This window comes from Nonomuraea sp. NPDC050404 (assembly GCF_040655495.1).
Lineage (GTDB): Bacteria > Actinomycetota > Actinomycetes > Streptosporangiales > Streptosporangiaceae > Nonomuraea.
In genome coordinates this window covers 199,855-222,386 of sequence record NZ_JBFAKB010000013.1, presented here as the reverse complement: position 1 = coordinate 222,386, position 22,532 = coordinate 199,855, and the positions used below count along the sequence as shown (strand labels likewise).

Below are 22,532 nucleotides of genomic sequence, written 5' to 3'. Positions count from 1 at the left end.
AACACCCTTGTAATGTACGAACCGGTGAGTTAGTTTCTGGGTCACGCACTACCCCCCAACGTCACCGTGAGGAGCAGAATGTGACGGCGCAGGGCAAACCTCGTAAAGCGGCCATTGCGGCTTGGATCGGCAGTGCCTTGGAGTACTACGACTTCTTCATCTACGGCACGGCCGCCGCGCTGGTCTTCAACAAGATCTTCTTCCCGTCCTCATCGCCCGCCACGGGAACGCTGCTCGCGCTGGCCACGTTCGGGGTCGGCTACCTGGCCAGGCCCGTCGGCGCGTTCGTGCTCGGGCACATCGGCGACCGGTTCGGCCGCAAACGGGTGCTGGTCACCACGCTGGTGATGATGGGCGGATCGACGTTCCTGGTCGGCTGCCTGCCCACATACGACCAGGTGGGGCTGCTGGCGCCGGTTCTGCTCGTGGTGTTGCGCCTGATGCAGGGCTTCTCGGTCTCCGGCGAGCAGGCGGGCGCCAACTCGATGACGCTGGAGCACGCGCCGGAGGGCCGGCGCGCCTACTACACCAGCTTCACGCTCAACGGCACGCAGGCCGGCCAGATCATCGCCACGGCGATCTTCCTGCCGATCGCCGTGATGCCCGAGGATCAGTTGCTGAGCTGGGGCTGGCGGGTGCCGTTCTGGCTGAGCGTGGTGGTGGCGGTGGTCGGGCTGATCATCCGGCGCACGCTGGAGGAGACGCCCGCCTTCGAGCAGGAGGTCGCGACGAACACGGTGGCCAAGATGCCGCTGGCGGTGCTCTTCCGCGAGCACTGGCGGGACGTGCTGCGCGTCGTCGTGGCCGCGGTCATCGCCTCGGTCAGTACGATCTTCACCGTGCACGCCCTGTCGTACGCGGTCAACACGATGCACCTGGACCGCGGCCCCATGCTCTGGGTGGGCGTGCTGGCCAACGTCGCCGCGGTGATCAGCATCCCGCTCTGGGGCCGGCTGTCGGACCGGATCGGCCGCAAGCCGGTCTTCGTCGGCGGGTCGCTGGGCTGCGCGGTGCTGATGTTCGCCTACCTGTGGTCGATCTCCGTCGGCGACTACGTGCTGATCTTCGTGGCGGGCATCGTGATGTTCGGCATCGTGCACAGCGCGACCAGCGCCGTCTGGCCGTCGTTCTACGGCGAGATGTTCACCACCCGGGTACGCCTGTCCGGCATGGCGATCGGCACCCAGATCGGCTTCGCGATCGCCGGGTTCGCGCCCACCGTGGCCACCGCCGTGGCGGGCACGGGGCCGGAGAGCTGGCTCGGCGTCTCGATCATCACCGCCGTGGTGTGCCTGATCAACGTGGCCGCCGTGGCCACGGCGCGGGAGACGTACAAGGTGCCGACGGACCAGCTCGGGCTCAGGCCCGCCGGGCAGGTGAGGGTGTGAGCGGCTTCCGCGTGTACGCCGTGCGGTACGCGCGGCGCGACGCCCGGCGCGGCGAGCACTTCCACGGCTACGAGCCCGGCGGCGAGGTCTCGCACCCCACCTCCTACTACGTGTGGCTGGCGGTCTCCGGCGAGCACACGGTCGTCGTCGACACCGGCATCGCGCCGGAGCGCGCGGCCGGCGTCGAGGGCCTGGACTACCGCTGCTCGCCCGTCGAGGCCCTGGCCGAGCTGGGCGTGGACGCCGGCGAAGTGGACCACGTGGTGCTGACCCACCTGCACTACGACCACACCGGCACCGCCCGCGACTTCCCCCGCGCCCGGTACGTCGTGCAGCAGGCCGAGCTCGACTACTGGACCGGCCCCTGGGCCGGGCGGATCACGCGCGAGCGCTGGCTGCTCAACGACCGCGACCTCGACCACCTGACCTCGGCCAGGAAGGACGGCCGGGTGCGGGTGGTGGACGGCGACGCGTCCGTGGTGCCGGGGCTGAGCGTGCACCTGGTGGGCGGGCACACGGCGGGCATGCAGGTGGTCCGCGTGCGCACCGCCCGTGGCAACGTCGTGCTGGCCTCCGACGCCAGCCACTTCTACGAGAACATCGAGGGCGACCGTCCTTTCCCGATCCTGCACAACATGCCCGGCATGTACGGCGCCTTCGACCGCATCAAGGAGCTGGCCGACGGCCCCGAACTCGTGGTCGCCGGCCATGACCCGCTGGTGCTCGAACGGTTCCCGCGCCAGAGCCCCGACGTCGCCCTGATCAGCCCGTGACCTCGATCTTGCCGGTGGGGCGCGGGCTGTAGGTGTCGTTGAAGAAGTACTCGCCCGGCTTGGTGAAGGTGTACTGGAAGGATTCGCCCGGCTTGAGCCTGATGTCGAACAGGCCCTCGAAGAACTGGGTGGCGCCGTGCACGTTGACGTTGTCGGCGGGGTTGACGAAGGTGACCGTGGTCCCGGCGGGAACCCGCAGGTGGGTGGGGGCCATGGCGTTGACGGCCGTGGACTCCTCCGTGCCGACCTGCCCGTTCGCGTAGACGCGGGCCAGGACGACGGTGTTGTTCACGGCGCTGCCGTCCACCGGGCTCCCGGAGACCGGCCGGCGGACGACGGGCGGCGGCGGGGTGGCGGCGGGCGGCGCGGTGCCGCCGATCTTGAAGGCCCACAGGTGGTCGCCGCGCGGCGCGGAGTTGCCGTACGGGATGCCGGTGCCGCCGGCGTAGACCGCGACGTACTGCTCCCCGTCGATCTCGTAGGAGATCGGGCTGCTGCTGACGGACGCGCCCGTCTGCCAGCGCCACAACTCGCGGCCGTCGCGGGCGTCCAGGCAGAGCAGGTTGCCGTCGGGCTGGCCGATGAACAGCAGGTCGGAGGCGGTAGTGAGGATGCCGTTGCCGTGCGCCAGGGAGTAGGGCAGGTTCTTCTTCCACCGCACCCGGTTGGTCGAAGGATCCACCGCGACGACGCCGCCGGTCATGTACTCGCCGGGCGGGCGCAGCCCGTTGGACGACTCCGTCAGCGAGTGCGCGGCGGCGACGTATCCGAAACCGGTGTAGATCAGGCGGGTGCTGTGGCTGTAGGAGTGGGCGTTCCAGTCGGCGCCGCCGCCGTGGCCGGGCAGGGTCAGGATCGGCTCGTCCCAGTGCGGCGTGTACAGCGATCCGATCTTGTAGTTGGGCACGGCCCGGTGCGGCTTGCCGGGGACCTCGGTGCCCAGCGGCTGCCACACCGGGCGGAGCTCGGTCCAGCCGCCCTGGCGCGGGAACGGCTGCGTCGGCCAGGTCTTCTGCCGGGGCTCCTGCGGCACGGGCACCTCGTCGATGCCGAGGGGGGCCGAGCCGTCGGCGCGGTCGAGGATGTAGTACATGCCGGTCTTGCTGCCGTACGCGATCAGCTTGCGGGTCCGTCCCCGTACGCGGGCGTCGAGCAGGACGGGCGCCATCACGTTGTCCATGTCCCAGATGTCGTGGTGAATGGACTGGAAGTGCCAGCGGTAGGCCCCGGTCTTGAGGTCCATGGCGACGAGGGAGTTGGCGAACAGGTTCTGGCCGCCGCGCTGCGAGCCGTCCTGCGAGGAGTTGTTCCCCCTGGCGTTGCCGAAGGTCCAGTACACCAGGCCCAGTTCGGCGTCGATCGCGCAGTGCATCCACGGCGTCGCGCCGCCGCTCTGCCAGGAGTCGCCCTCCCAGGTGCCGCCGCCGACCTCGCCGGGGGCGGCCGTGCCCCAGAAGTGCCAGGCCAGGTCGCCGGTCGCGGCGTCGAAGGCGAGCGCCGCGCCGCGCGGGCCGTCGTTGGTGCCGCAGTAGAGCATGCCGTCGTGGTAGGTGACGGCGACCTTCTCCAGGTTGCCGTACCCGTTGTGCTGCCGCTCCCAGACCACCTGCCCGGTGCGCTGGTCGAGGGCGATGAGCCAGTTCTCGTTGGCGCAGGTGTAGACCCGGCCGCCGCCGACCCCGACGCCCCGGCGGGTGACCGAGCCGCGGGTCTGCTCGTACTTCCAGATCGTCGCCCCGGTACGGCCGTCCACCGCGACGACGTTGCCCACCGCCGACTCCACGTACAGGACGCCGTCCACCGCCACGGCGGTGCTCTGGCTGTTGCCCGCCATGAGCCCGCCCTCGATGTTGTTGACCCACGCGCCCCGCAGCCGTCTGACATTGCCGCGATGGACCTCGCGCAGCCCCGAATGGTTCTGGTTGGCGAGGTTGCCGCCGACCTTCGGGAAGTCCCGCCCGACGCGCCCGCCGGCCGCGAATGCCGGCGCCTGCCCGGCTCCGGCCAGCGCGACCGCGGCGACGGCGCCCGCGAGTAATTCCCTGCGACGTACCATGAACATCTCCTTACTTGGGGGTGGGTCAGAGGCCGAGGTAGATGCGCCGGACCTCGGGGTCGTCGCTCAGCTCGGCCGAGGTGCCGCTCGTGGCGATCTCGCCGTTCTCCATGACCAGGCAGGTGGTGGTGACGTCGAAGGTGAGCTTGGCGTTCTGCTCGACCAGCAGGATGGCCAGGCCGTCGGCGTTGAGCCGCTTGAGCACGCCGGCGATCTCGGCCACGAGGATCGGCGACAGCCCCATGGAGGGCTCGTCCAGCAGCATCACCTTGGGCCGGCACATCATGGCGCGGCCGACGGCGAGCATCTGCTGCTGGCCGCCGGACAGGGCCCCGGCCAGGCGGGCGCGCATCTCGCCCAGCACCGGGAACAGCTCGTACACCTCGTCGATCGGGGTGCTCTTCCAGCTGCTGGTGTACGCGCCGAGCAGCAGGTTCTTCTCCACGGTGAGGCCGGGGAAGACGTGCCTGCCCTCGGGGACGTAGCCGATGCCGCGCCGCACCAGGGTGTGCGCGGGCGCCTTGAGCAGGTCGTGCTCGCCGAAGCGGATGCTCCTGGCCTGCCGGGGAGCCAGGCCCATCACCGCCTTGAGGGTGGAGGTCTTGCCCGCCCCGTTGGCGCCGATGATGCCCAGCGACTGGCCGGGCTCGACGGTGAAGGAGACGTCGTGAGCGGCGCGGACGCCGCCGTAGTGCACCGACAGCCCTTCCACGGTCAGCGTGGTCATCGGCTTGCCTCCTCGATGGCGGCCTCGGCGCTCTCCTCGGTCGGTGCGGACATCGAGTCGCCCAGGTAGGCGGCGACCACGTCCGGGTGCACGGCGACCTCGGCCGGCCGGCCGTCGGCGATCACCCTGCCGCTGGACAACACGGTGACCTGGTCGCACAGGGACATGACCAGCCCCATGTTGTGCTCGATGATGACCACCGTGACGCCCGAGTCCCTGATGGAGCGGACGATCTCGGCGAGCCGGCGCACCTCCTCGCCGTTCATCCCGGCCGCCGGTTCGTCGAGCAGCAGCAGGGTGGGCTCCATGGCCATGGCGCGGGCCAGCTCGATGCGGCGCTGGACGCCGTACGGCAGCGAGCGCGGCTCCGCGTCGGCCACCTCGGCGAGCCCGAAGCGCTCGATCAGCGCCTCGGCGCGGCGGCGCAGCTCCCGCTCGTAGCCCAGCACCTTCCACGGCAGGCCCGGATAGCGCCAGATCCAGGTGGTGCGGGTGCGGTCCAGGCCGAGCAGCAGGTTCTCGCGCACGCTGAGGTCCTCGAACAGGCGCAGATTCTGGAACGTGCGCGCGACGCGGCGCTGCGACAACTGGTACGGCGCCATCGCGGTCACGTCGTCCCCGCGCAGCACCACCGATCCCTGGCTGGGCCGGTAGAAGCCGCTGACCACGTTGAACAGGGTCGTCTTGCCCGAGCCGTTGGGCCCGACGATGCCGCGGATCTGGCCCGCGGGCACGGTGAGGGACACGGCGTCGAGCGCGACCAGCCCCTTGAACCGCATCGTCACCTCCCGGATCTCCAGCACCTCCTCCTCGGCGGCCGCAGGCACGGCGTCGTAGGGCAGGAACGGGCCGAGCTGGGCCCGCGAGCCGTTCCCGCCCCGGCGCAGCAGCGTCCGGAGCTGCCCCGGCAGGCCGGCCAGGCCCTTGGGCGCGAACACCACCACGAGCACGACCACCAGCCCGTAACCGAGCTGGGCGAAGCCGGAGGCGTCCAGCAGCGCCTCCCTGACCAGGGACAGCCCGACCGCGCCGACGACGCAGCCCAGGATGCTGCTGCGGCCGCCGATGATGACCATGGCGAGCAGCAGGAACATGTTGGCGATGTTGAACGACTCGGGGGCGACGAAGCGGATGAGCCCGGCGTACAGGATTCCGGCCAGGCCGCCGTACAGGCCGGACAACACGAACGCGGTCATCCGCAGCAGCGGGATCTCCGCGCCGAGCGCGCCCGCGGCGAGGTCGTCGTCGCGCATCGCGCGCAGCCGGCGGCCCAGCGGCGAGCGCGTGACCAGCAGCGCGAAGGCCAGCGCGAGCGCGAAGACGATCAGCTCGACGTAGTAGAACAGGTAGCCGCTGGACAGGTCGACGCCGAACATCGGCGGCACCGGGATGTCGCTGATGCCCTCGGCGCGGCCGGCGATGTGGGCGTTGGTCACCCAGTTGGTGAAGGCGAGCGCCAGGCCCAGGGTGACGATGCCGAGGTAGTGCGACTGCATGCGCAGCGCCGGGATGCCGACCAGCACGCCGAAGATCACGGCCGCCAGCAGCGCCAGCGCGGCGGCCGTCCAGAAGCCGAGGCCCGCCTGCGTGGTCAGGATGGCGACCGTGTACGCGCCGACGCCGAAGAAGGCGACCTGGGCCAGGTTGATCTGACCGGCCACGCCCATGGTCAGGCCGAGCCCGATGGCCAGGATGGCGAAGATGATCGCGACGTCGGCGACGTGGATGGCGTAGCCGCCGAGGCCGTAGGGCAGCAGCCAGGCCGCCACGACCAGCGGCCCGAGCCAGAGCAGACGTTTCATGCGCGGTTCACCGTTGCCTCTCCGAAGATCCCGGTGGGGCGGATCATCACGATGGCGGCGAAGACCAGGAAGGTGACCAGTTCGGAGTACTCCTGGAAGTTGCCGGCGGCGAAGGCGTCGAGCAGCCCGAAGGCCAGCCCGCCGACGATGGCGCCGGGCATGCTGCCGAACCCGCCGAGCATGGCCGCCGCGAAACCCTTGATGCCCAGGGTGCCGCCCATGGTCGGGTTGACGTACAACATGGGGCCGATCAGGCTGCCGGCCAGCGCGGCCAGGCCCGCGCCGATGGCGAAGGCCATCGCGTTGCTGCGGCCCACGTGGATGCCGCACGCGGTGGCCGCCTGGTGGTCCATCGCGACCGCCTGCATGGCCGCGCCGCGCTTGGTGCGCTGCAGGAACAGCGCCAGCAGGCCGGTCGCGGCGGCGGCCACGGCGATCACCAGGAGGCTGTAGGTGGGGATGCGGATCCCGGCCACGTCGATCGGCCCCGTGGCGACCGGGGACGGCACGGCGTGCCCGGTCGCGCCCCAGATGAGGACCGCGCCCGCCTCCAGCACCGCGCCGAAGCCGATCGTGCCGATCAGCATCAGCGTGAAGTCCTTGTTCTCCAGCGGGCGCAGGAACAGCTCGATGACCAGGCCGATCAGCGCGGTGACCGCGATGGCCACGATGATCGCCACGGCGAAGGGCAGCTTGCTGGCCATGTAGAAGGTGGAGGCGGCGTACGCGCCGATCATCACCACGCTGCCGTGCGCGAAGTTGACCAGGCCCATCGTGCGGTAGACGATCGAGAAGCCCATCGCCACCAGCGCGTACACCGCTCCGAACGTGACCCCGCCGATCAGGGTCTGAAGGAAGACCTGCACGTCAGCTCGCGGCCTCGGGCTCGACCTTGCCGTCCTTGACCAGGCCGATCTTGGTCTCGTGGATGCCGACCCCGTTGGCGTCGTAGGCGTAGGTGCCCAGCAGCCCCGCCCGCTTGACGCCGCGGATGGCGTCGGCCAGCTTCTGCCCGCCCTCGCCCTTGGTCTGCTTGAGCGCCTCGATGAGGATCGACGCACCGTCGTAGGCCTTGGCGACGTGCATGCGGGCGTCCTCCTTGTAGGCCGCCTTGTACTTGTCGGCGAACGCCTTGATCTCCGGGGTGGCCTCGTTGCTCAGGTAGGGGGAGCTGACGATGGTGCCCTCGGCGTTCTCCAGGCCCGCCGTGGTGGCGTACACGTCGGTGCCCACCGGGGCGCCGCCGGCGAAGACCGCCTTGATGCCCAGCTCGCGGGCCTGCTTGGCGATCAGCCCCGACTGCACCTCCTCCGCGCCGATGAACAGCACCTCGGGGTCCTGCTCGCGGATCTTGGCGAGGTTGGAGTTGAAGTCCTTCTGGTCGGGGGTGACGACCTCGTCGGCGAGCGGGGTGACGCTCCTGGTCTTCAGCGAGGCCAGGAACGCGTCGTGCTCGCCCGAGCCGTACGCGCCGTTGTTGCTGATCAGCGCGATCTTCTTCTTGCCCTGGTCGTCAACGAGGTATTTCGCGAGCGTCTCGTCGAAGGTGACGCTGGTCGGCGCGTTGAGGAAGAGGAACGGGCTCTTCAGCTCGGCCAGCTTGGGCGACTGGCCGGAGGTGATGTTCGGGATCTTGGCGTCCTTCAGGATGGGCGCCATGGCGAGGGTGACGGCGCTCTCGGCGGTGCCGAGCATCGCGATGTAACCCTCGGCGGAGATCTTCCTGGCCACGTTGGTGCCCACCGTCGGGTCGCCCTGGCTGTCGAAGAGGTCGAGCTTGATCTGCCGCCCGTTGACGCCGCCGGCCTTGTTGGCCTCCTCGATGGCGAGCTTGACGCCCTTGTGCTCCCACTGGCCGAGCGAGCTGAGCTGGCCGCTCTGCGCGTTGACGTTCGCGATCTTGATGGGACCGGTCGCGTTCGCGTCTGTGCTCCCGGACTGTCCGGGAGGAGCGCAGGCGGCGAGGGCTATCAGGGCCGCGGCTGCGATGGAGAATCTCGTGAAATGCACGGTTCACCTCGTAGGGGGGTGGGTGAGGACTAATTCACGGACTAGTACGTTCGTTATAAGCCCAAGAAAGGGCTGAGGGAATCTCGAACGTGCAACGGTTTCTGCCGGTCCTTGCTGGTTCAGTCGGTGAAGAGACCCTGGTAGATGTCCTTGATGTTCCAGTGTCCCGGCGTCGGGACGGGTTCGTTCACCATCGGCACATCGATGACGGCGGGCCGCCGGTTCGCGACCGCCTCGCCCAGCGCCGCGCCGAGACCGGCGGGTGAGGTGACGGTGTGCCCGTCGGCTCCGCAGGCTCGGGCGAGCGCGGCGAAGTCCGGGCTGTAGGGCAGTCCCGCGGGGTCGGTGAAGTCGCAGCCGTGGCTGCGGCCGAAGTGCGCGCTCTGCAGGTCGGAGATGGTGCCGTGGGACCGGTTGTTCATCACCACGAAGATCACCGGGGCGCCCTGCTCGACCGCCAGCGGCAGCGCGGGCAACTGCGCGCTCATGCCGCCGTCGCCGATCAGCGCCACCACGACGCCCTCCGGCCGGGCGAGTTGCACGCCCACGGCGGCGGCCGGGCCGAACCCCATGGTGGAGGCGCCGCCCGGGGTGATGAAGCGGCCCCGCGCCGGCAGCTCGTAGCAGCGGGCGACGCCGTTCTTGTTCCAGCCGACGTCGGTCACCAGGATCGCCTCCGGCGGCAACGCCTCCCGCAGGTCCTTCAGTATGCGCTCGGGCCGCAGCGGGAAGTCCTCGCTCCTGCCCCGCTCCCGGCTGGCGGCGAACAACTCCGAGCGCGCCTCAAAGATCTGCTTGCGCAGCTCGGGCCTGCCACGCGCGGGGTGCGTCGCGGCGGCCTCGGCGATCGCCTCGACCGCGAGCCGCACGTCGGCGACCGCGCCGATCTCCGCCGGGTAGTTGCGGCCGATCTCGGCCGGGTCGATGTCGATCTGGATCAGCGTGCTGCCGGAGAAGTCCCAGGTGAAGCGGGGATCCCAGGAGCTGGCGTCGGTCTCGGCGAAGCGGGTCGCGAGCGCGAGCACCACGTCCGCCTCGCGGGCGTAGTCGTTGGTGAGCTCCAGCCCCCAGAAGCCGGGCATCCCCAGGACCAGCGGATGCGCGTCCGGGACGGTGCCCTTGGCCATGAGCGAGTGGGCGATGGGGATGTCGAGGTGTTCGGCCAGCACGATCAGGGCGCCGGGCTCGTCGCGCAGCCCGCCGCCGAGGTAGATCAGCGGCCGCTCGGCGGCGGCCAGCCGGGCCGCGATCAGCTCCGCCGTCGCCCGGGGCAGGCCCGGCGGGGCAGCGTGGCTGATCGGCGGGTACGGCGCGGCGGGCCGGGAGAACACGTCCATCGGCACGTTCACCAGCACCGCGCCCGGCCGGCCCGAGGTGGCCGTCCAGAAGGCCCGCTCGACGGCACGGCCGAGATCCTGCGCCCGGTGCACGTTCCAGGCCCGCTTGACGAAGGGACGGAAGACGCTCGCCTGGTCGGCGTCGGTGTGCAGGTTGATCTCCTGGTGCGGATGCCTGCCGTGGTAGTAGGACGGGATGTCGCCGGAGATCACCACCATCGGCACCGAGTCCAGCGCGGCCGTCATGACGCCGGTGGCGGCGTTGGTCAGGCCGGGCCCGACGTGCACCAGCAGCACCCCCGGCTTGCCCGAGGCGCGGGCGTAGCCGTCGGCCGCGTGCGCGGCGGCCTGCTCGTGGCGGGCGATGACGAAGCGGATGGGGCTGTCGGCCAGCGCGTCGAGCACGGCGATGTTGGTGTGGCCGCAGGTGCCGAAGACGTACTCGACGCCGAGGTCCTCAAGCTGGGCGACAAGGGCATGGGCGGCGGTGGCATGGGCGGCGGTGGCATGGGCGGCGGTGGCGCCGTGGCCCGCTGCGCGCTCCCGGGTCTGCTCGCTGTGGTCGGTCACGCGTTTCCCCAGATGGTCAGGCCCCTGAGCAGGAGGGTCTTGGTCACGGTGAAGTCCTCGATCATCCAGCGGGGCGACTCGCGGCCGATGCCGGAGTCCTTCACCCCGCCGAACGGGACGTGGTCGAGGCGGAAGTTGGAGGAGCCGTTCACGACCAGGCCGCCGACCTCCAGCTCGCGCCAGGCGGTGACGATGCGGCGCACGTCGTGGGTGAACAGCCCGGCCTGCAGCCCGTACGAACTGTGGTTGCACTCGGCCAGCACCTCGTCGAAGCCGTCGTAGGGGAGTACGGCGACCAGCGCGCCGAAGACCTCCTCGCGCACGACCCTGGCCTCTGCGGGCGGAGCGGCCACCACGGTCGGGGACATGACCGCGCCGTCGCGGGTGCCGCCGATCGTCACGCGCGCGCCCTGCCCGGCCGCCTCGGCGGTCCAGCGGACCACCCGCTCGGCCGCGTCGTCGTCGACCATCGAGCCGACGTCGGTGCCGGGGTCCAGCGGGTCGCCGACGACCAGGGCCTTGACCTCCGAGGTCAGCGCGTCGGTGAACTCCTCGAACCGGTCGCGCTGCACGTACACCCGCTGGACCGAGATGCAGCTCTGCCCCGAGTTGCTGTAGCCCGTGCGGGCGCACAGCCGCGCGGCGGCGGGAATGTCGGCGTCCTCGCAGACGATGGTCGCGGCGTTGCCGCCGAGCTCCAGCATCACCCGCTTCGGGCCGGCGGCGTGGGCGACGGCGTGACCGGCCGTGACGCCGCCGGTGAAGCTGACCACGGCGATCTCCGGCGCGGCGCACAACCGCGCGCCCACGTCGCCGCCGCCGTGCAGGACCTGCACCGCCTCCACCGGCATGCCGGCTTCGAGCAGCAGCTCCACCAGCGCCGTGGAGCTCGCGGGGGCCTGCGGCGGCGGCTTGACGACGGTGGTGTTGCCGGCCGCGAAGGAGGCGGCCAGCTTGTGCGCGAGCAGGTTCGCGGGGGCGTTGAACGGGGTGATCGCCAGCACCGGCCCCGCCGGGGCGCGCTGGGTGATCGCGGTGTTGCCGACCCCGCGCGCCCAGCCCGCCACCGGCAGCACCTCGCCGCCGATCGATCTGGCCTCGGCGGCGGCGACGGACAGGGTGTCCGCGACGCGCAGGATCTCGCCATGCCCGTCCTTGAGTGGTTTGCCCAGCTCCACGGCCAGCAGGGCCGCCAGCCGGTCCTTCTGGGCAATGGCCGCGGCGGCGGCGCGTTCGAGGATGTCGGCCCGGGTGGCGGGGGCGAGCCGGGCGACCTTCCCGGCCGCCCGCCGGGCGTAGGCGAGTGCCGCGGTGATGTCGTCGGGCTGGGCGATTCGTGCGCGGCTGACGGTCTCCCGTAAGTAGGGGCCGATGCGTTCGGCGTGCGCGCCGCCGGTCAGCCATTCCCCGGCGACCAGGCATCCGGCTTCGTTGATGGTGTTCATGGGTAGAGGCTCCCATCGATCCGCGCAGTGGTTCTCAAACTCCGCACTGTGGATTGCCTCACGGTAAGAGCACGGCCGAGGTTATGGCAAGAGGATCCGCTTGATGGAGCGTATGGACCGCTAAGCGGACTCGGTGTTAGCGTACGGACGACATGCGAACGACTTGTTAGCGAGGATCCGTGCCTTCCAACATTCCTGCGGAGCCGGGGGAGAGCGGGGGTGTGCGCAGTGTCCAGCGCGCGTTCGACATACTCTCGCTGCTCACCGAGGACCGGCGGACCCTGACGATCCGCGAGGTCGTGGACGAGACCGGGCTGGCCAAGACCACCGCCCTGCGGCTGCTGCAGACCCTGGAGCACATGGGCCTGCTGTGGGCCACGCCCAAGGGCTACGCGGCTGGGCCGGCCCTGTGGCGCTGGGCGCACCTGGCCCGCTCGGCGTGGGAGCTGCCGCCCGAGACCGTCCAGCTCATGCGCGAGCTGGGGGCACGGCACCGGGAGACCGTCAACCTCTACGTCCTGCGCGACGTGCACCGCATCTGCATCGCCCAGCAGGAGAGCCCGCAACCGCTGCGCCACGTGGTGCGGGTCGGCGACGAGCTGCCCCTGTGGGCGGGCGCCTCCTCCAAGGTCCTGCTCAGGGACGCGCCGGAGCGGCTGCTCCTGCGGGTGGCCCGCGCCTCCCCGCACGGCGCGGCACACGTGGACACCCTGCGGGATTGGATCGGCGAGGCGGCGCGCGACGGGTTCGCGGTCAGCCACGGCGAGCGCGAGCCCGGCCTGTCGGCGGTCGCCGTCCCGGTCACGGGTGGCTCGGGCGCGACCGTGGCGGCGCTGACGCTCAGCGGCCCCACGGTCCGCTTCGCCGAAGACCGTGTCGGGCAGTTCGCCGCGGATCTGCGCGAGGCCGCCAAGCGAATGTCGGAGCGCGGGTTCGACCACCCTCTGACCTGACTCTATGGAGCGTGAATGCAGCAGTTGCCACTGGACGGCGTCAAGGTCGTGGACCTGACCAACGTTCTGGCCGGGCCGTACTGCAGTTACCAGCTGATGTTGTTCGGCGCGGAGGTGGTCAAGGTGGAGCTGCCCGGCGCCGGGGACCTCGCCCGGCGGCTCGGACCCGACCCGGAGCTCAACCGGGAGCGGATGGGCGCCTCCTTCCTCGCCCAGAACGCCGGCAAGAAGTCGGTGGAGCTCGACCTGAAGAGCCCGGCCGGGCGGGCCGCCTTCGAGTCCATGGTCGCCGGGGCCGACGTCCTGCTGGAGAACTATCGGGCGGGCGTGCTGACCAGGCTCGGGTACGGCTGGGAACGCCTGCGCGAGCTCAACCCCGGCCTGGTCTACTGCGCGATCTCCGGCTTCGGCCAGGACGGGCCGATGAGCGGGGCGCCCGCGTACGACCAGATCATTCAGGGGTTGTCCGGCATGATGAGCGTCACCGGCACCCCGGACACCGCGCCGCTGCGGGTGGGGTTCCCCATCTGTGACACCGTCGGCGGGCTGATGGCGGCCCTGGCGGTCTCCGCCGCGCTGGCCGGGCGGCACCGCAGCGGGCAGGGCTGCTTCCTGGATCTGTCGATGCTGGAGGCGTCGATCTCCGCGATGGGCTGGACGGTGTCGAACTACCTGGTCAGCGGCGTGGAGCCGGAGCCGATGGGCGACCAGAACGCCACCGCCGCGCCCTCCGGCACCTTCGAGACCGCCGACGGGCCGCTCAACATCGCCGCCAACCAGCAGGCCCAGTTCGAGACCCTGTGCCGGCTCGTCGGCCGCCCCGACCTGGCCGCCGACCCGCGCTTCGCCGAGCGCGAGTCGCGCAAGACCCACCGGGCGGCGCTCAACCGGGAGCTCAACCAGGCGCTGCGGGCCAAGACCGCGCTGGAGTGGGAGGAACTCCTCGCCCGCGAAGGCGTGCCCGCCGCCCGCATCCTCACCGTCCCGCAGGCACTCAAGCTCGATCAGGTACGACATCGCGGCTTCGTGACGCAGGTGCCCTTCGCCGGAACGGACGATCGGCAGGTCACCGTCACGGGGAACGGAGTGATGGTGAACGGCGTCGCCCTGCGGCCACGCGGGCCCGCGCCGTCGCTCGGCGAGCACAACGACGAGTTCGAGGCCGTGTCATGAGCGAGCGAACAGCGGCGTCACCGGCGTCGGCGGGCGGTCCCGGCGCCGCGACGGTGGCGACGGTGGCGGCGGCGGCGGACTGGTGGGCGACCGCGGTGTCGCGCGTGGAGCCCGACGTCATCGAGCTGCGCGGGCAGCCGGTGCAGGAGCTCATCGGGCGGATCGGCTTCGCCGAGATGATCTGGCTCATGCTCCGCGGCGACCGGCCGGACCCCGCCCGCGCGGCGTTGCTGGAGGCGGCGCTGGTCTCGTCGGTGGACCACGGGCCGCACGCGCCGTCCATCGCCGTCGCCCGGATGGCCGCCACCTGCGGCGTGGGGCTCAACAACGCCGTCGCCACGGGCGTCAACCTGCTCGGCGACGTGCACGGCGGCGCGGGTGAGCAGTGCGTCAGGCTGCTGGAAGAGGTGGCGGAGGACGGGGACGCGGCCGCCGTGGTCGCCCGGTGGCGCGCCCGTGACAAGTACCTGCCGGGGTTCGGGCACCGCTTCCACACGCGAGATCCACGCCGGGACCCGCTGCTGGGCCTGGTGTCCGAGGCGGTCGCGGCCGGCGTGGTGCCGGGCGCGCACCTGCGGGCCGCGATCGAGGTCGAGCGCCTGATCGCGCCGGTGCCGATGAACATCGACGGAGCGACCGCGGTGATCTACGCCGAACTGGGCTTTCCCGCCCCTTTGGCGCGCGGGCTCTTCGTGCTCGGCAGATCCGTCGGCATCCTGGCGCACGCCTGGGAGGAAACCGGGCAGGGACGTCGTAACAAGGGTCCGATCCCGCCGTCCATCCTGCCCACCTGGCTCTGACCGCGAGACGTGCGGCCGGGGCTCATCTCGTACGAACACCGCGGATTTCCTGATTCACCCCAACCCCCCGAGTGGACCAGTGAGGTGCCCATGCGCAGCAAGCTCTCCATCGCCACCGCCATCGCGGCGGCGACCCTCTTACTCACCGCCACCGCCCCCAGCTCCGCCGCCTCCCCCGAGGGCGCGCGCAACCTCGGCGACCCCGACTACGGCGTCTGCCGCGGCACCGACCCCCGCTGCTACCACGACTGGGGCAACTTCGACCCCGCCGAGGGCTACAAGCTGCTCGTCTACAGCCGCACCGCCGGCCCCCGCCACGCCCACCTCGGCACCCCGCTCGGCCCGGGACTCAACCCGCCGCTGGGCGCCGACAACGTGGCCGTCGCGGCGATGGTCAAGCTGGGGCAGCAGAACGGTTTCGCCGTCGACTACACCGAGGACGTCACCCAGCTCTCCTCGGCCGGGCGGCTGCTGAACTACAACGCGGTGATGTTCCTCAGCACCACCCGCGACACCCTCGACGACTCCGCCCAGACCGCGCTGCGCCAGTACGTCCGCGCCGGCGGCGGCTTCATCGGCGTGCACAACGCCTTCGGCACCGAGTACAACTGGCCCTGGTACGAAGGGCTGCTCGGCAACGCCAACTTCTACGACCACGGCGCCAACCAGCCCGGCACCGTCGTCACCGTCAACCGCCGCGACGCCTCCACCCAGGGGCTGCCGCGCACCTGGACCTTCACCGACGAGTGGTACAATCTCGTCCCCGCGCCGACCCGCGTCCGGGTGCTGGCCGAGGTGGACGAGGACACCCTGGCCCGGGGCGTACGCGGCAGCCTCGGGCACCCCGGCCACGGCGAGCATCACCCGGTGAGCTGGTGCCAGTACTACGACGGCGGCAAAGCCTGGCTGACCACCCTCGGCCACGACGTCAAGGCGTGGACCGACGAGCCCATGGACGGCGACCAGCACTTCGTCCGGCACCTGCTGGGCGGCGTCAAGTCCGTGCTCGGCATGGCCCCGTTCTGCCGCTGACCGCGCGGCGGATCACCGCAGGCCGAGTGCGGCGTCCCGGTCCAGCGGGAAGATCGGCCGGTTCAGGTTCCGGTACGGCAGCCGGTGCAGGTCCTGGTCCACACCCCCGGGGGTGAGGGCCAGCATCCACCCGGCTGCCGCCTCGAACAGCTCGGGCTCCAGGTATCCGATCTTGACGGTGACGATGTCGGCCCCGGCGACGTCCACCCCCAGCCGCCGGTACGACTCCAGCAGCCGGTACTGCATCCGGCGCGAGGTCAGCAGGACGCTCAGCCCGCCGATGCGCACGGACGCCACCCGCCCGCCGTCGGGGTCGTCGGCCAGCGCCTCCAGAGTGCCCTCCAGCGGCAACGGCCCCGGCGGGCGCGAGTCCACGCGCCCGCCGGCGCGCACGCTGACCGGTGAGCCGATCGGCAGGTGGCCGATGCGGGCCACCGCCTCCGGGTCGAACAGGGAGGCGTAGACGGCGCGCACCGAGCCGTCCGCGATCTCCGGCCTGGCCAGCATGCGCTCCAGCGCGTAGGTGACATCGTCGGCGCCGCCCGCGCCGGGGTTGTCGCCGGAGTCGCTGATGAAGTACGGCCGGGCCGAGCCCTCCTTCAGCGCCGCGTCCAGGCACTCGTCCATGGCGCCCGTGGGCGCGACGAAGGCGAAGTCGTCGCGCGCGTCCCAGAACGCCTGCGCCAGCTCGCGCGCGGCCCGCTCGGTGGCGTCGGCGTCGGTGCCGGTGGCCACGACCGCGCCGGTGCAGCGGGGTTCGTCGGCCCAGGCGAAGCCGATCCAGATCGCCGCGTCGATCACGCCCGGCCTGGCCTCGATGTCCGGGATGCGGGCGTACAGGCCGCGGGCGGGTTCGACGCGGGTGCTGGTCATCTCGCCGGGCAGCAGGATCGGCACGTGCACCAGCGCCTTGTGCGGGCGCACCGCGGCCGGCCTCTTGTGCGGGCCTTCAGCGACCGGCGTCTCGCGGGGGCCTTCAGCGGCCTGCGCCTCGTGCGGGGGCTCCTGCGCGCGGCGCAGCGCGTCGATGAGGTTGCGGGCGGCGCGTTCGCGGGTCTCCCAGACGTCCACGTGCGGCGCGGTGCGGTAGCAGGTCAGCAGGTCGCAGCCGTCGAACAGGGTGGGGGAGACGTTGCCGTGCAGGTCCATCGCCGCCGACACCAGCGGCTCGGGGCCGATCACGGAGCGGATGGCGGTGATCAGGTCGCCCTCGGCGTCCTGGCGGCCGACGACGCTCATCGCGCCGTGGATGTCCAGCAGCACGCCGTCGAACGTGCCCTCACTCAGGCCCCGGACGATCTCGGCCCGCCAGGCGTCGTACGCGGCGGGCTCGACCGCTCCGCCCGGCAGGGCGCGGGCGTGCACGAGCGGCACCCACTCCACCTCGGCCGCCCACGGGGAGCCGAGCCAGTCGTACCTGTCGAGCAGGGCCTGCCCGCGGGTGACGTCGAAGTCGGAGGTGCCGCTCAGGTGCGGTGAGAAGGTGCTGGACTCGATGTGGATGCCGCAGATGGCGATACGCAGGGACACGATGCTGCTTTCTGGCCGATGGAGAGGCGGGGGTCGGTGGGCGAGGGCCCGGCGCACCACCGCTAGCCGGTGGAGGGGCGGAGGTCGGCGCTTTCGCGCAGGAGGTGGCCCAGCCCGATCAGGGCCGCGTCGGGGCCGGCGACGCTCGCCTCGATGGACAACGACTGGGTCAGCGGCGGCAGGCAGCGTTCGTACAACATGCCTTTGACGGCCGCCACGTAGACGTCCAGGCTCGACAGCGCGCCGCCGATGACGACGCTGTCGGGGTTGAGGAAGTTGACCAGGCCCGACAGGGCGACGCCGAGCTGCCGGCCGGCCTGGCGCACGAGGGTCACCACGGCGGGGTCGGCGTCCACGGTGGCGGCGATGACGTCGCGCGTGCCGGCCACCGGCAGGCCGCGCCCGGCCAGTTCGCGGACGAGCGCCGCGCCGCTGGCCACGGTCTCCAGGCAGCCGCGGCTGCCGCAGGAACATTCGCGCTCGCCGCTGTCGGCCACCCGCATGTGGGTGACGTCGCCGCTCAGCCCGCGCCCGCCGCGGTAGATCTGGCCGCCGCTGACCAGGCAGCCGCCGATGCCGGTGCCGGCCTTGGCGTAGATCATGTCGCCGTTCTCGCGGCGGGTGACGTACTCGCCGATCGCGGCGGCCTTGGCGTCGTTGTCCACGACCGACGGCACCTCGAAGCGGTCACGCAGGTCGCGGCGGACGTCGTACCCGTTCCAGCCAGGCATGCGGGCCGGGCCGACGAGCCGTCCGTGCGGGAAGTCCACGGGGCCCGGCAGGGCGATGCCGACGGCCAGCAGCCGGCGGCCGGGCGCGTGCGCGGTCCTGACGCCGTCGAAGGCCGTGGTGATCTCGTCGAAGATCGCCTTGGGGCCCGCCCCTATGTCGACGGCGAACTCCTGCGCCGCCTGCAGGTCGCCGGAGGGCGAGCACAGGCCGACGCGGGCGTGCCTGGCGCCGAGCTCGGCCACCGCGAGCACGCCTCCGTCCTCGCGCAGCCGCAGGATCCTGGGCCGGCGCCCGCCGGTGGAGGCGCCCACGCCCTCCTCCAGGATCGTGCCCTCCTCCAGCAGGCGGCGCACCACGCTGGAGACCGTTGACGGAGCCACCTCCAACATCTCCACCAGGTCCGCGCGAGAGGCGGCCTTGCCGCTGGCCAGCAGGCTCAACGCCTGCTCGCGCAGCTTGGCGGGCGGCTCCGACATGTATCTCCTCACCCGTTCATGGACAGCCTTGCCACGGACTCTATCCCGAATTAAGTAGTCCGAACAAAGATGATTTTTCGCATTGACTTGGGACTTGTGCCTCTATACATTCTCCGGACTGAAGGACCCCTTGGAGGTCACGCACGTCTCGACGAGGAGAAACATGGGGACGAGAACCCGCATCCTGAGCGGCGTGGTCGCCATCGGGCTCGGTTTGACCGCCTGCAGCGCGGGCGCCGGCGGCGGTTCGCAGCAGCAGGGCGGCGCGCAGGGCAAGGACACCGTGACCGTGGCACTCCGCACGCCGAACTGGATCCTGCCGATCTCGGCCCCCGGCTTCACCCAGGGCGAGAACGACATCTTCTCCACCGCCCTGTACCGCAAGCTGTACAGCTTCCAGCTCGACGGAACCAGCACCGACAACGTCAACGCGACCCGCTCCCTGGCCGAGCCGCCGGTCGTCAGCGACGAAGGTAAGACGCTGACCATCACGCTCAAGGACAACACCTGGTCCGACGGCAAGCCGATCACCACCGAGGACGTCGAGTTCTGGTGGGACCTGGTCACCACCAACAAGGACAAGTGGGCGTCGTACAAGCCCGGCGGCTTCCCCGACAACATCAAGGACTTCAAGGTCAAGGACGACAAAACCTTCTCCCTGACCACCACGAAGGCGTACAACGCCGCCTGGTTCGTCGGCAACCAGCTCAACCGCATCGTGCCGCTGCCCAAGCACGCCTGGGACAAGGGCGACGCCAAGAAGACGTTCGAGGAGCTGACCGCCGCCTCCAAGGACCCCAAGTCGTACGCGACCAACCCGCTGTGGAAGACCACCAGCGGGCCGTGGAAGCTGGAGAGCTACGTGCCCAGCGGCGAGGTGACGCTGGCCAAGCAGGAGAAGTACTCGGGGCCCGACAAGCCGAAGCTGAACAAGGTCACGCTGCGCCCGTTCACCGGCGACGACGCCGAGTTCAACGTGTTGCGCGCCGGGCAGATCGACTACGGCTACATCCCGCCGGCCAACCTGTCGCAGAAGTCCTACCTGGAGTCGAAGGGGTACAAGGTCGCCCCCTGGTACGGATGGTCGATCACGTACCTGCAGCTCAACTTCAACAACCCCAAGAGCGGGACGTTGTTCAAGCAGCCGTACCTGCGTCAGGCGCTGCAGATGCTCATCGACCAGCCCACCATCAGCAAGGTCATCTGGTCGGGCATGGCCGCGCCCACCTGTGGCCCGGTTCCCGCCAAGCAGGGCTCGCCGAGCGGCCAGGGCTGCGCGTACCCGTTCGACCCGGTCAAGGCCAAGCAACTGCTGGAGAGCCACGGCTGGAAGGTGGCCCCCGACGGGCAGACCACCTGCGCCGACCCCGCCCTGTGCGGCGAGGGGATCGCCAAGGACACCCCGCTGAGCTTCACCGTCACCAGCCAGTCCGGCTTCGCCGCGACCACCAAGATGTTCGCCGAGATCAAGTCGGCGATGGCCAAGGTCGGCGTGCAGCTCACGATCAAGGAGGTGCCCGACTCCGTCGCGGTCACCCCGGCCTGCAAGCCGGAGGAGTCCAAGTGTGACTGGGACATGTCGTTCTTCGGCTCCCAGGGCAGCTGGTACTACCCGGCCTTCGCCTCCGGCGAGCGGCTCTTCCAGACCGACGCCCCCGTCAACCTGGGCAGCTACAGCAACCCCGAGGCCGACAAGCTGATCGACAAGGCGCAGTTCTCCGCCGACGCCGCCGCGCTGCAGGAGTACAACGACTTCCTGGCCAAGGACCTGCCGGTGCTCTGGATGCCGAACCCCGTCTACCAGGTCTCGGCGTACAAGTCGGGGCTGCAGGGCGTCGAGCCGCAGGACCCGATGAACCTGATGTACTTCCAGGACTGGTCCTGGAAGTGACCCGGTACCTGCTCACGCGTCTGGGCCAGGCCCTGGTCATCGTGCTCCTGGTGACGCTGATCACGTTCGTGATCCTGCACCTGCTGCCGGGGGGCGCGGCCAGGGCCATCCTGGGCAAGGAGGCGACGCTGCAGCAGATCGCGGCCTTCAACCACGAGATGGGCTACGACCGGCCGCTGTGGGAGCAGTACGCGCTCTACCTGCGGCGGCTGGCCGGCGGCGACCTCGGCTACTCCTTCCAGCTCAACCAGTCGGTGTCGGAGGCCATCTGGCAGCGGCTGCCCAAGACCATGCTGCTGTCGCTGGGCTCGACGCTGCTGGCGGTCGTGGTGGCCGTGCCGCTCGGCGTGGTGCAGGCCGTGCGCCGCAACCGCTGGCCCGACTACACCATCAACGGGCTGTCGCTGCTGGCGTACGCCACGCCGATCTTCTTCATGGGCCTCATGATGATCATTCTGTTCTCCCAGGTGTGGCCGGTCCTGCCGCCCGAGGCGCCGCAGGGCTTCACCCTCGCGGAGGTGCTGGCAGACCCGGCCGGGCTGGTGCTGCCCACGCTCACGCTGTCGATCCTCACCGTCGCGGTCTACTCCCGGTACGTGCGCTCGTCCATGGTCGACAACCTCAACGAGAACTACGTGCGCACGGCCCGCAGCAAGGGCCTGTCCGAGGGCCGGGTGATCGTCGGGCACACGCTGCGCAACGGCCTGTTCCCCGTGATCACCCTGCTCGGCATGTACCTGCCCGCGCTGTTCAGCGGCGCCCTGGTGGTCGAGCGGCTGTTCAACTACCCGGGCATGGGGCTGCTGTTCTGGCAGGCGGCGCTCAAGCGGGACTATCCGATCCTGCTCGGCGTCACGCTGCTGATCTCGGTGGCCACCGTCATCGGCGCGCTGGTCGCCGACGTGCTCTACGCCGCGGTCGATCCGCGCGTACGGCTGAAGGCGGGTCGTTCATGAGCGCCCCGCAGGAGGAGGCGCCCGTCCGGGGGATGTGGCGCCAGGGCCTGGAGGTCTTCTGCGAGAACCGGCTCGCCCTGGTCGGCGTGGGCCTGTTCGTCCTGCTGGCGGCCTTCAGCTTCCTCGGGCCGCTGTTCTACCAGACCGACCAGGTGCACACCGACCTGACCAAGGTCTACCTGGCCCCCGGCGACGGTCATCCGCTCGGCACCGACGGCGTCGGCTACGACCAGCTCGGGCGGATGATGCTCGGCGGCCAGACCTCCATCGTGGTCGGGCTGGCGGCCGGCCTGCTGGCCACCGTCGTGGGCACCGTCTGGGGCGCCATCGCCGGGTTCGCCGGAAGCTGGATCGACGCGATCATGATGCGGGTGGTCGACGCGATGATGTCGATCCCCGCGCTGTTCCTGTTCATGCTCATGGCCTCGATCGTCACGCCCACCGTGCCGATGCTCATCGTCATCATCGGCGCCTTCGCCTGGCTCGGCCCCGCGCGGCTGGTCCGCGGCGAGGCGCTCAGCCTGCGCACCCGCGAGTACGTCATGGCGATGCGCGGCATGGGCGGCACCGGCGGGCGCGCGGTGCGCAGGCACATCATCCCCAACGCCATCGGCACGGTGATCGTCAACGCCACCTTCCAGGTCGCCGACGCCATCCTGTACGTGGCCTACCTGTCCTTCCTCGGCCTGGGCGTGCCGCCACCCGCGGCGAACTGGGGCGGCATGTTGTCCGACGGCCTGTCGGACACCTTCAGCGGCCACTGGTGGCTGCTGTACCCGCCCGGAATCGCCATCATCCTCATCGTGCTCGCCTTCAACTTCATCGGCGACGGGCTGAGGGACGTCTTCGAGGTCCGCCTCCGGCGGCGTTAGGAAGGTTCG

Annotated in this window: 18 protein-coding genes; 9 read left to right on the top strand and 9 right to left on the bottom strand. The window is 70.8% G+C overall.

What is annotated here, in order from left to right:
• The first annotated feature begins 80 nt into the window (after window positions 1-80).
• Together AB0I81_RS33830 and AB0I81_RS33825 are read left to right on the top strand one after the other, a co-directional pair.
• Entirely contained in the window at window positions 81-1,388 is a 1,308-nt protein-coding gene (locus AB0I81_RS33830; RefSeq protein WP_360664997.1) for an MFS transporter, read from the top strand.
• The gene (locus AB0I81_RS33825) at window positions 1,385-2,161 is read left to right on the top strand and encodes an N-acyl homoserine lactonase family protein (protein ID WP_360664994.1); all 777 of its coding nucleotides are present in this window, start codon (window positions 1,385-1,387) and stop codon (window positions 2,159-2,161) included. Before AB0I81_RS33830 ends, AB0I81_RS33825 begins: the two co-directional genes overlap by 4 nt.
• On the opposite strand, the gene AB0I81_RS33820 is transcribed toward AB0I81_RS33825, so the two are convergent.
• From AB0I81_RS33820 to AB0I81_RS33790, 7 genes are all read right to left on the bottom strand, one after another.
• A complete protein-coding gene (locus AB0I81_RS33820) occupies window positions 2,151-4,217 on the bottom strand; it encodes a PQQ-binding-like beta-propeller repeat protein (protein WP_360664991.1) in 2,067 nt (688 codons plus the stop codon). The genes AB0I81_RS33825 and AB0I81_RS33820 overlap by 11 nt on opposite strands.
• Before the next feature lie 25 nt (window positions 4,218-4,242).
• Window positions 4,243-4,944 (bottom strand): ABC transporter ATP-binding protein, encoded by a 702-nt coding sequence (locus tag AB0I81_RS33815; protein WP_360664988.1) that lies wholly within the window; start codon window positions 4,942-4,944, stop codon window positions 4,243-4,245.
• A complete protein-coding gene (locus AB0I81_RS33810; RefSeq protein WP_360664985.1) occupies window positions 4,941-6,746 on the bottom strand; it encodes a branched-chain amino acid ABC transporter ATP-binding protein/permease in 1,806 nt (601 codons plus the stop codon). The genes AB0I81_RS33815 and AB0I81_RS33810 overlap by 4 nt, the downstream gene beginning before the upstream one ends.
• Window positions 6,743-7,612, bottom strand: coding sequence for a branched-chain amino acid ABC transporter permease (locus AB0I81_RS33805; protein WP_360664982.1), 870 nt, complete (start codon window positions 7,610-7,612; stop codon window positions 6,743-6,745). Before AB0I81_RS33805 ends, AB0I81_RS33810 begins: the two co-directional genes overlap by 4 nt.
• Window position 7,613: 1 nt before the next feature.
• On the bottom strand, window positions 7,614-8,756 hold the full coding sequence (locus AB0I81_RS33800) for an ABC transporter substrate-binding protein (RefSeq protein WP_360664979.1): 1,143 nt from the start codon (window positions 8,754-8,756) through the stop codon (window positions 7,614-7,616).
• A gap of 119 nt (window positions 8,757-8,875) precedes the next feature.
• The gene (locus AB0I81_RS33795) at window positions 8,876-10,663 is read right to left on the bottom strand and encodes a thiamine pyrophosphate-binding protein (RefSeq protein ID WP_360664976.1); all 1,788 of its coding nucleotides are present in this window, start codon (window positions 10,661-10,663) and stop codon (window positions 8,876-8,878) included.
• Window positions 10,660-12,108, bottom strand: coding sequence for an aldehyde dehydrogenase family protein (locus AB0I81_RS33790; protein ID WP_360664973.1), 1,449 nt, complete (start codon window positions 12,106-12,108; stop codon window positions 10,660-10,662). Before AB0I81_RS33790 ends, AB0I81_RS33795 begins: the two co-directional genes overlap by 4 nt.
• A gap of 179 nt (window positions 12,109-12,287) precedes the next feature.
• On the opposite strand from AB0I81_RS33790, the gene AB0I81_RS33785 reads away from it, so the two are divergent.
• From AB0I81_RS33785 to AB0I81_RS33770, 4 genes are all read left to right on the top strand, one after another.
• Window positions 12,288-13,061: an IclR family transcriptional regulator gene (locus AB0I81_RS33785; RefSeq protein ID WP_360664970.1), complete on the top strand. Its 774-nt coding sequence runs from the start codon at window positions 12,288-12,290 to the stop codon at window positions 13,059-13,061.
• Between the two features lie 15 nt (window positions 13,062-13,076).
• Window positions 13,077-14,234: a CoA transferase gene (locus tag AB0I81_RS33780; RefSeq protein ID WP_360664967.1), complete on the top strand. Its 1,158-nt coding sequence runs from the start codon at window positions 13,077-13,079 to the stop codon at window positions 14,232-14,234.
• Window positions 14,231-15,034, top strand: coding sequence for a citryl-CoA lyase (locus AB0I81_RS33775; protein ID WP_360664964.1), 804 nt, complete (start codon window positions 14,231-14,233; stop codon window positions 15,032-15,034). The genes AB0I81_RS33780 and AB0I81_RS33775 overlap by 4 nt, the downstream gene beginning before the upstream one ends.
• Before the next feature lie 90 nt (window positions 15,035-15,124).
• Window positions 15,125-16,066 (top strand): ThuA domain-containing protein, encoded by a 942-nt coding sequence (locus AB0I81_RS33770; RefSeq protein WP_360664961.1) that lies wholly within the window; start codon window positions 15,125-15,127, stop codon window positions 16,064-16,066.
• 12 nt (window positions 16,067-16,078) lie between these two features.
• On the opposite strand, the gene AB0I81_RS33765 is transcribed toward AB0I81_RS33770, so the two are convergent.
• Window positions 16,079-17,596 (bottom strand): M81 family metallopeptidase, encoded by a 1,518-nt coding sequence (locus AB0I81_RS33765; RefSeq protein WP_360664958.1) that lies wholly within the window; start codon window positions 17,594-17,596, stop codon window positions 16,079-16,081.
• 62 nt (window positions 17,597-17,658) lie between these two features.
• Entirely contained in the window at window positions 17,659-18,804 is a 1,146-nt protein-coding gene (locus AB0I81_RS33760) for an ROK family transcriptional regulator (RefSeq protein WP_360664955.1), read from the bottom strand.
• A gap of 163 nt (window positions 18,805-18,967) precedes the next feature.
• Here AB0I81_RS33760 and AB0I81_RS33755 point away from each other — a divergent pair, with 163 nt between their 5' ends.
• The 3 genes from AB0I81_RS33755 to AB0I81_RS33745 are packed head-to-tail and all read left to right on the top strand — an operon-like array spanning window position 18,968 to window position 22,523.
• On the top strand, window positions 18,968-20,695 hold the full coding sequence (locus AB0I81_RS33755) for a peptide ABC transporter substrate-binding protein (RefSeq protein WP_360664952.1): 1,728 nt from the start codon (window positions 18,968-18,970) through the stop codon (window positions 20,693-20,695).
• Window positions 20,692-21,651 (top strand): ABC transporter permease, encoded by a 960-nt coding sequence (locus AB0I81_RS33750; protein ID WP_360664949.1) that lies wholly within the window; start codon window positions 20,692-20,694, stop codon window positions 21,649-21,651. Before AB0I81_RS33755 ends, AB0I81_RS33750 begins: the two co-directional genes overlap by 4 nt.
• On the top strand, window positions 21,648-22,523 hold the full coding sequence (locus AB0I81_RS33745; protein WP_360664946.1) for an ABC transporter permease: 876 nt from the start codon (window positions 21,648-21,650) through the stop codon (window positions 22,521-22,523). Before AB0I81_RS33750 ends, AB0I81_RS33745 begins: the two co-directional genes overlap by 4 nt.
• The last annotated feature ends 9 nt before the right edge of the window (window positions 22,524-22,532 follow it).

What these genes read in the sequence shown, in the direction of transcription:
- AB0I81_RS33820 (WP_360664991.1), bottom strand. Translation starts at nt 4,217, where the DNA reads ATGGTACGTCGCAGGGAATTACTCGCGGGCGCCGTCGCCGCGGTCGCG.
- AB0I81_RS33815 (WP_360664988.1), bottom strand. Translation starts at nt 4,944, where the DNA reads ATGACCACGCTGACCGTGGAAGGGCTGTCGGTGCACTACGGCGGCGTC.
- AB0I81_RS33810 (WP_360664985.1), bottom strand. Translation starts at nt 6,746, where the DNA reads ATGAAACGTCTGCTCTGGCTCGGGCCGCTGGTCGTGGCGGCCTGGCTG.
- AB0I81_RS33790 (WP_360664973.1), bottom strand. Translation starts at nt 12,108, where the DNA reads ATGAACACCATCAACGAAGCCGGATGCCTGGTCGCCGGGGAATGGCTG.
- AB0I81_RS33780 (WP_360664967.1), top strand. Translation starts at nt 13,077, where the DNA reads ATGCAGCAGTTGCCACTGGACGGCGTCAAGGTCGTGGACCTGACCAAC.
- AB0I81_RS33775 (WP_360664964.1), top strand. Translation starts at nt 14,231, where the DNA reads ATGAGCGAGCGAACAGCGGCGTCACCGGCGTCGGCGGGCGGTCCCGGC.
- AB0I81_RS33770 (WP_360664961.1), top strand. Translation starts at nt 15,125, where the DNA reads ATGCGCAGCAAGCTCTCCATCGCCACCGCCATCGCGGCGGCGACCCTC.
- AB0I81_RS33760 (WP_360664955.1), bottom strand. Translation starts at nt 18,804, where the DNA reads ATGTCGGAGCCGCCCGCCAAGCTGCGCGAGCAGGCGTTGAGCCTGCTG.
- AB0I81_RS33755 (WP_360664952.1), top strand. Translation starts at nt 18,968, where the DNA reads ATGGGGACGAGAACCCGCATCCTGAGCGGCGTGGTCGCCATCGGGCTC.
- AB0I81_RS33745 (WP_360664946.1), top strand. Translation starts at nt 21,648, where the DNA reads ATGAGCGCCCCGCAGGAGGAGGCGCCCGTCCGGGGGATGTGGCGCCAG.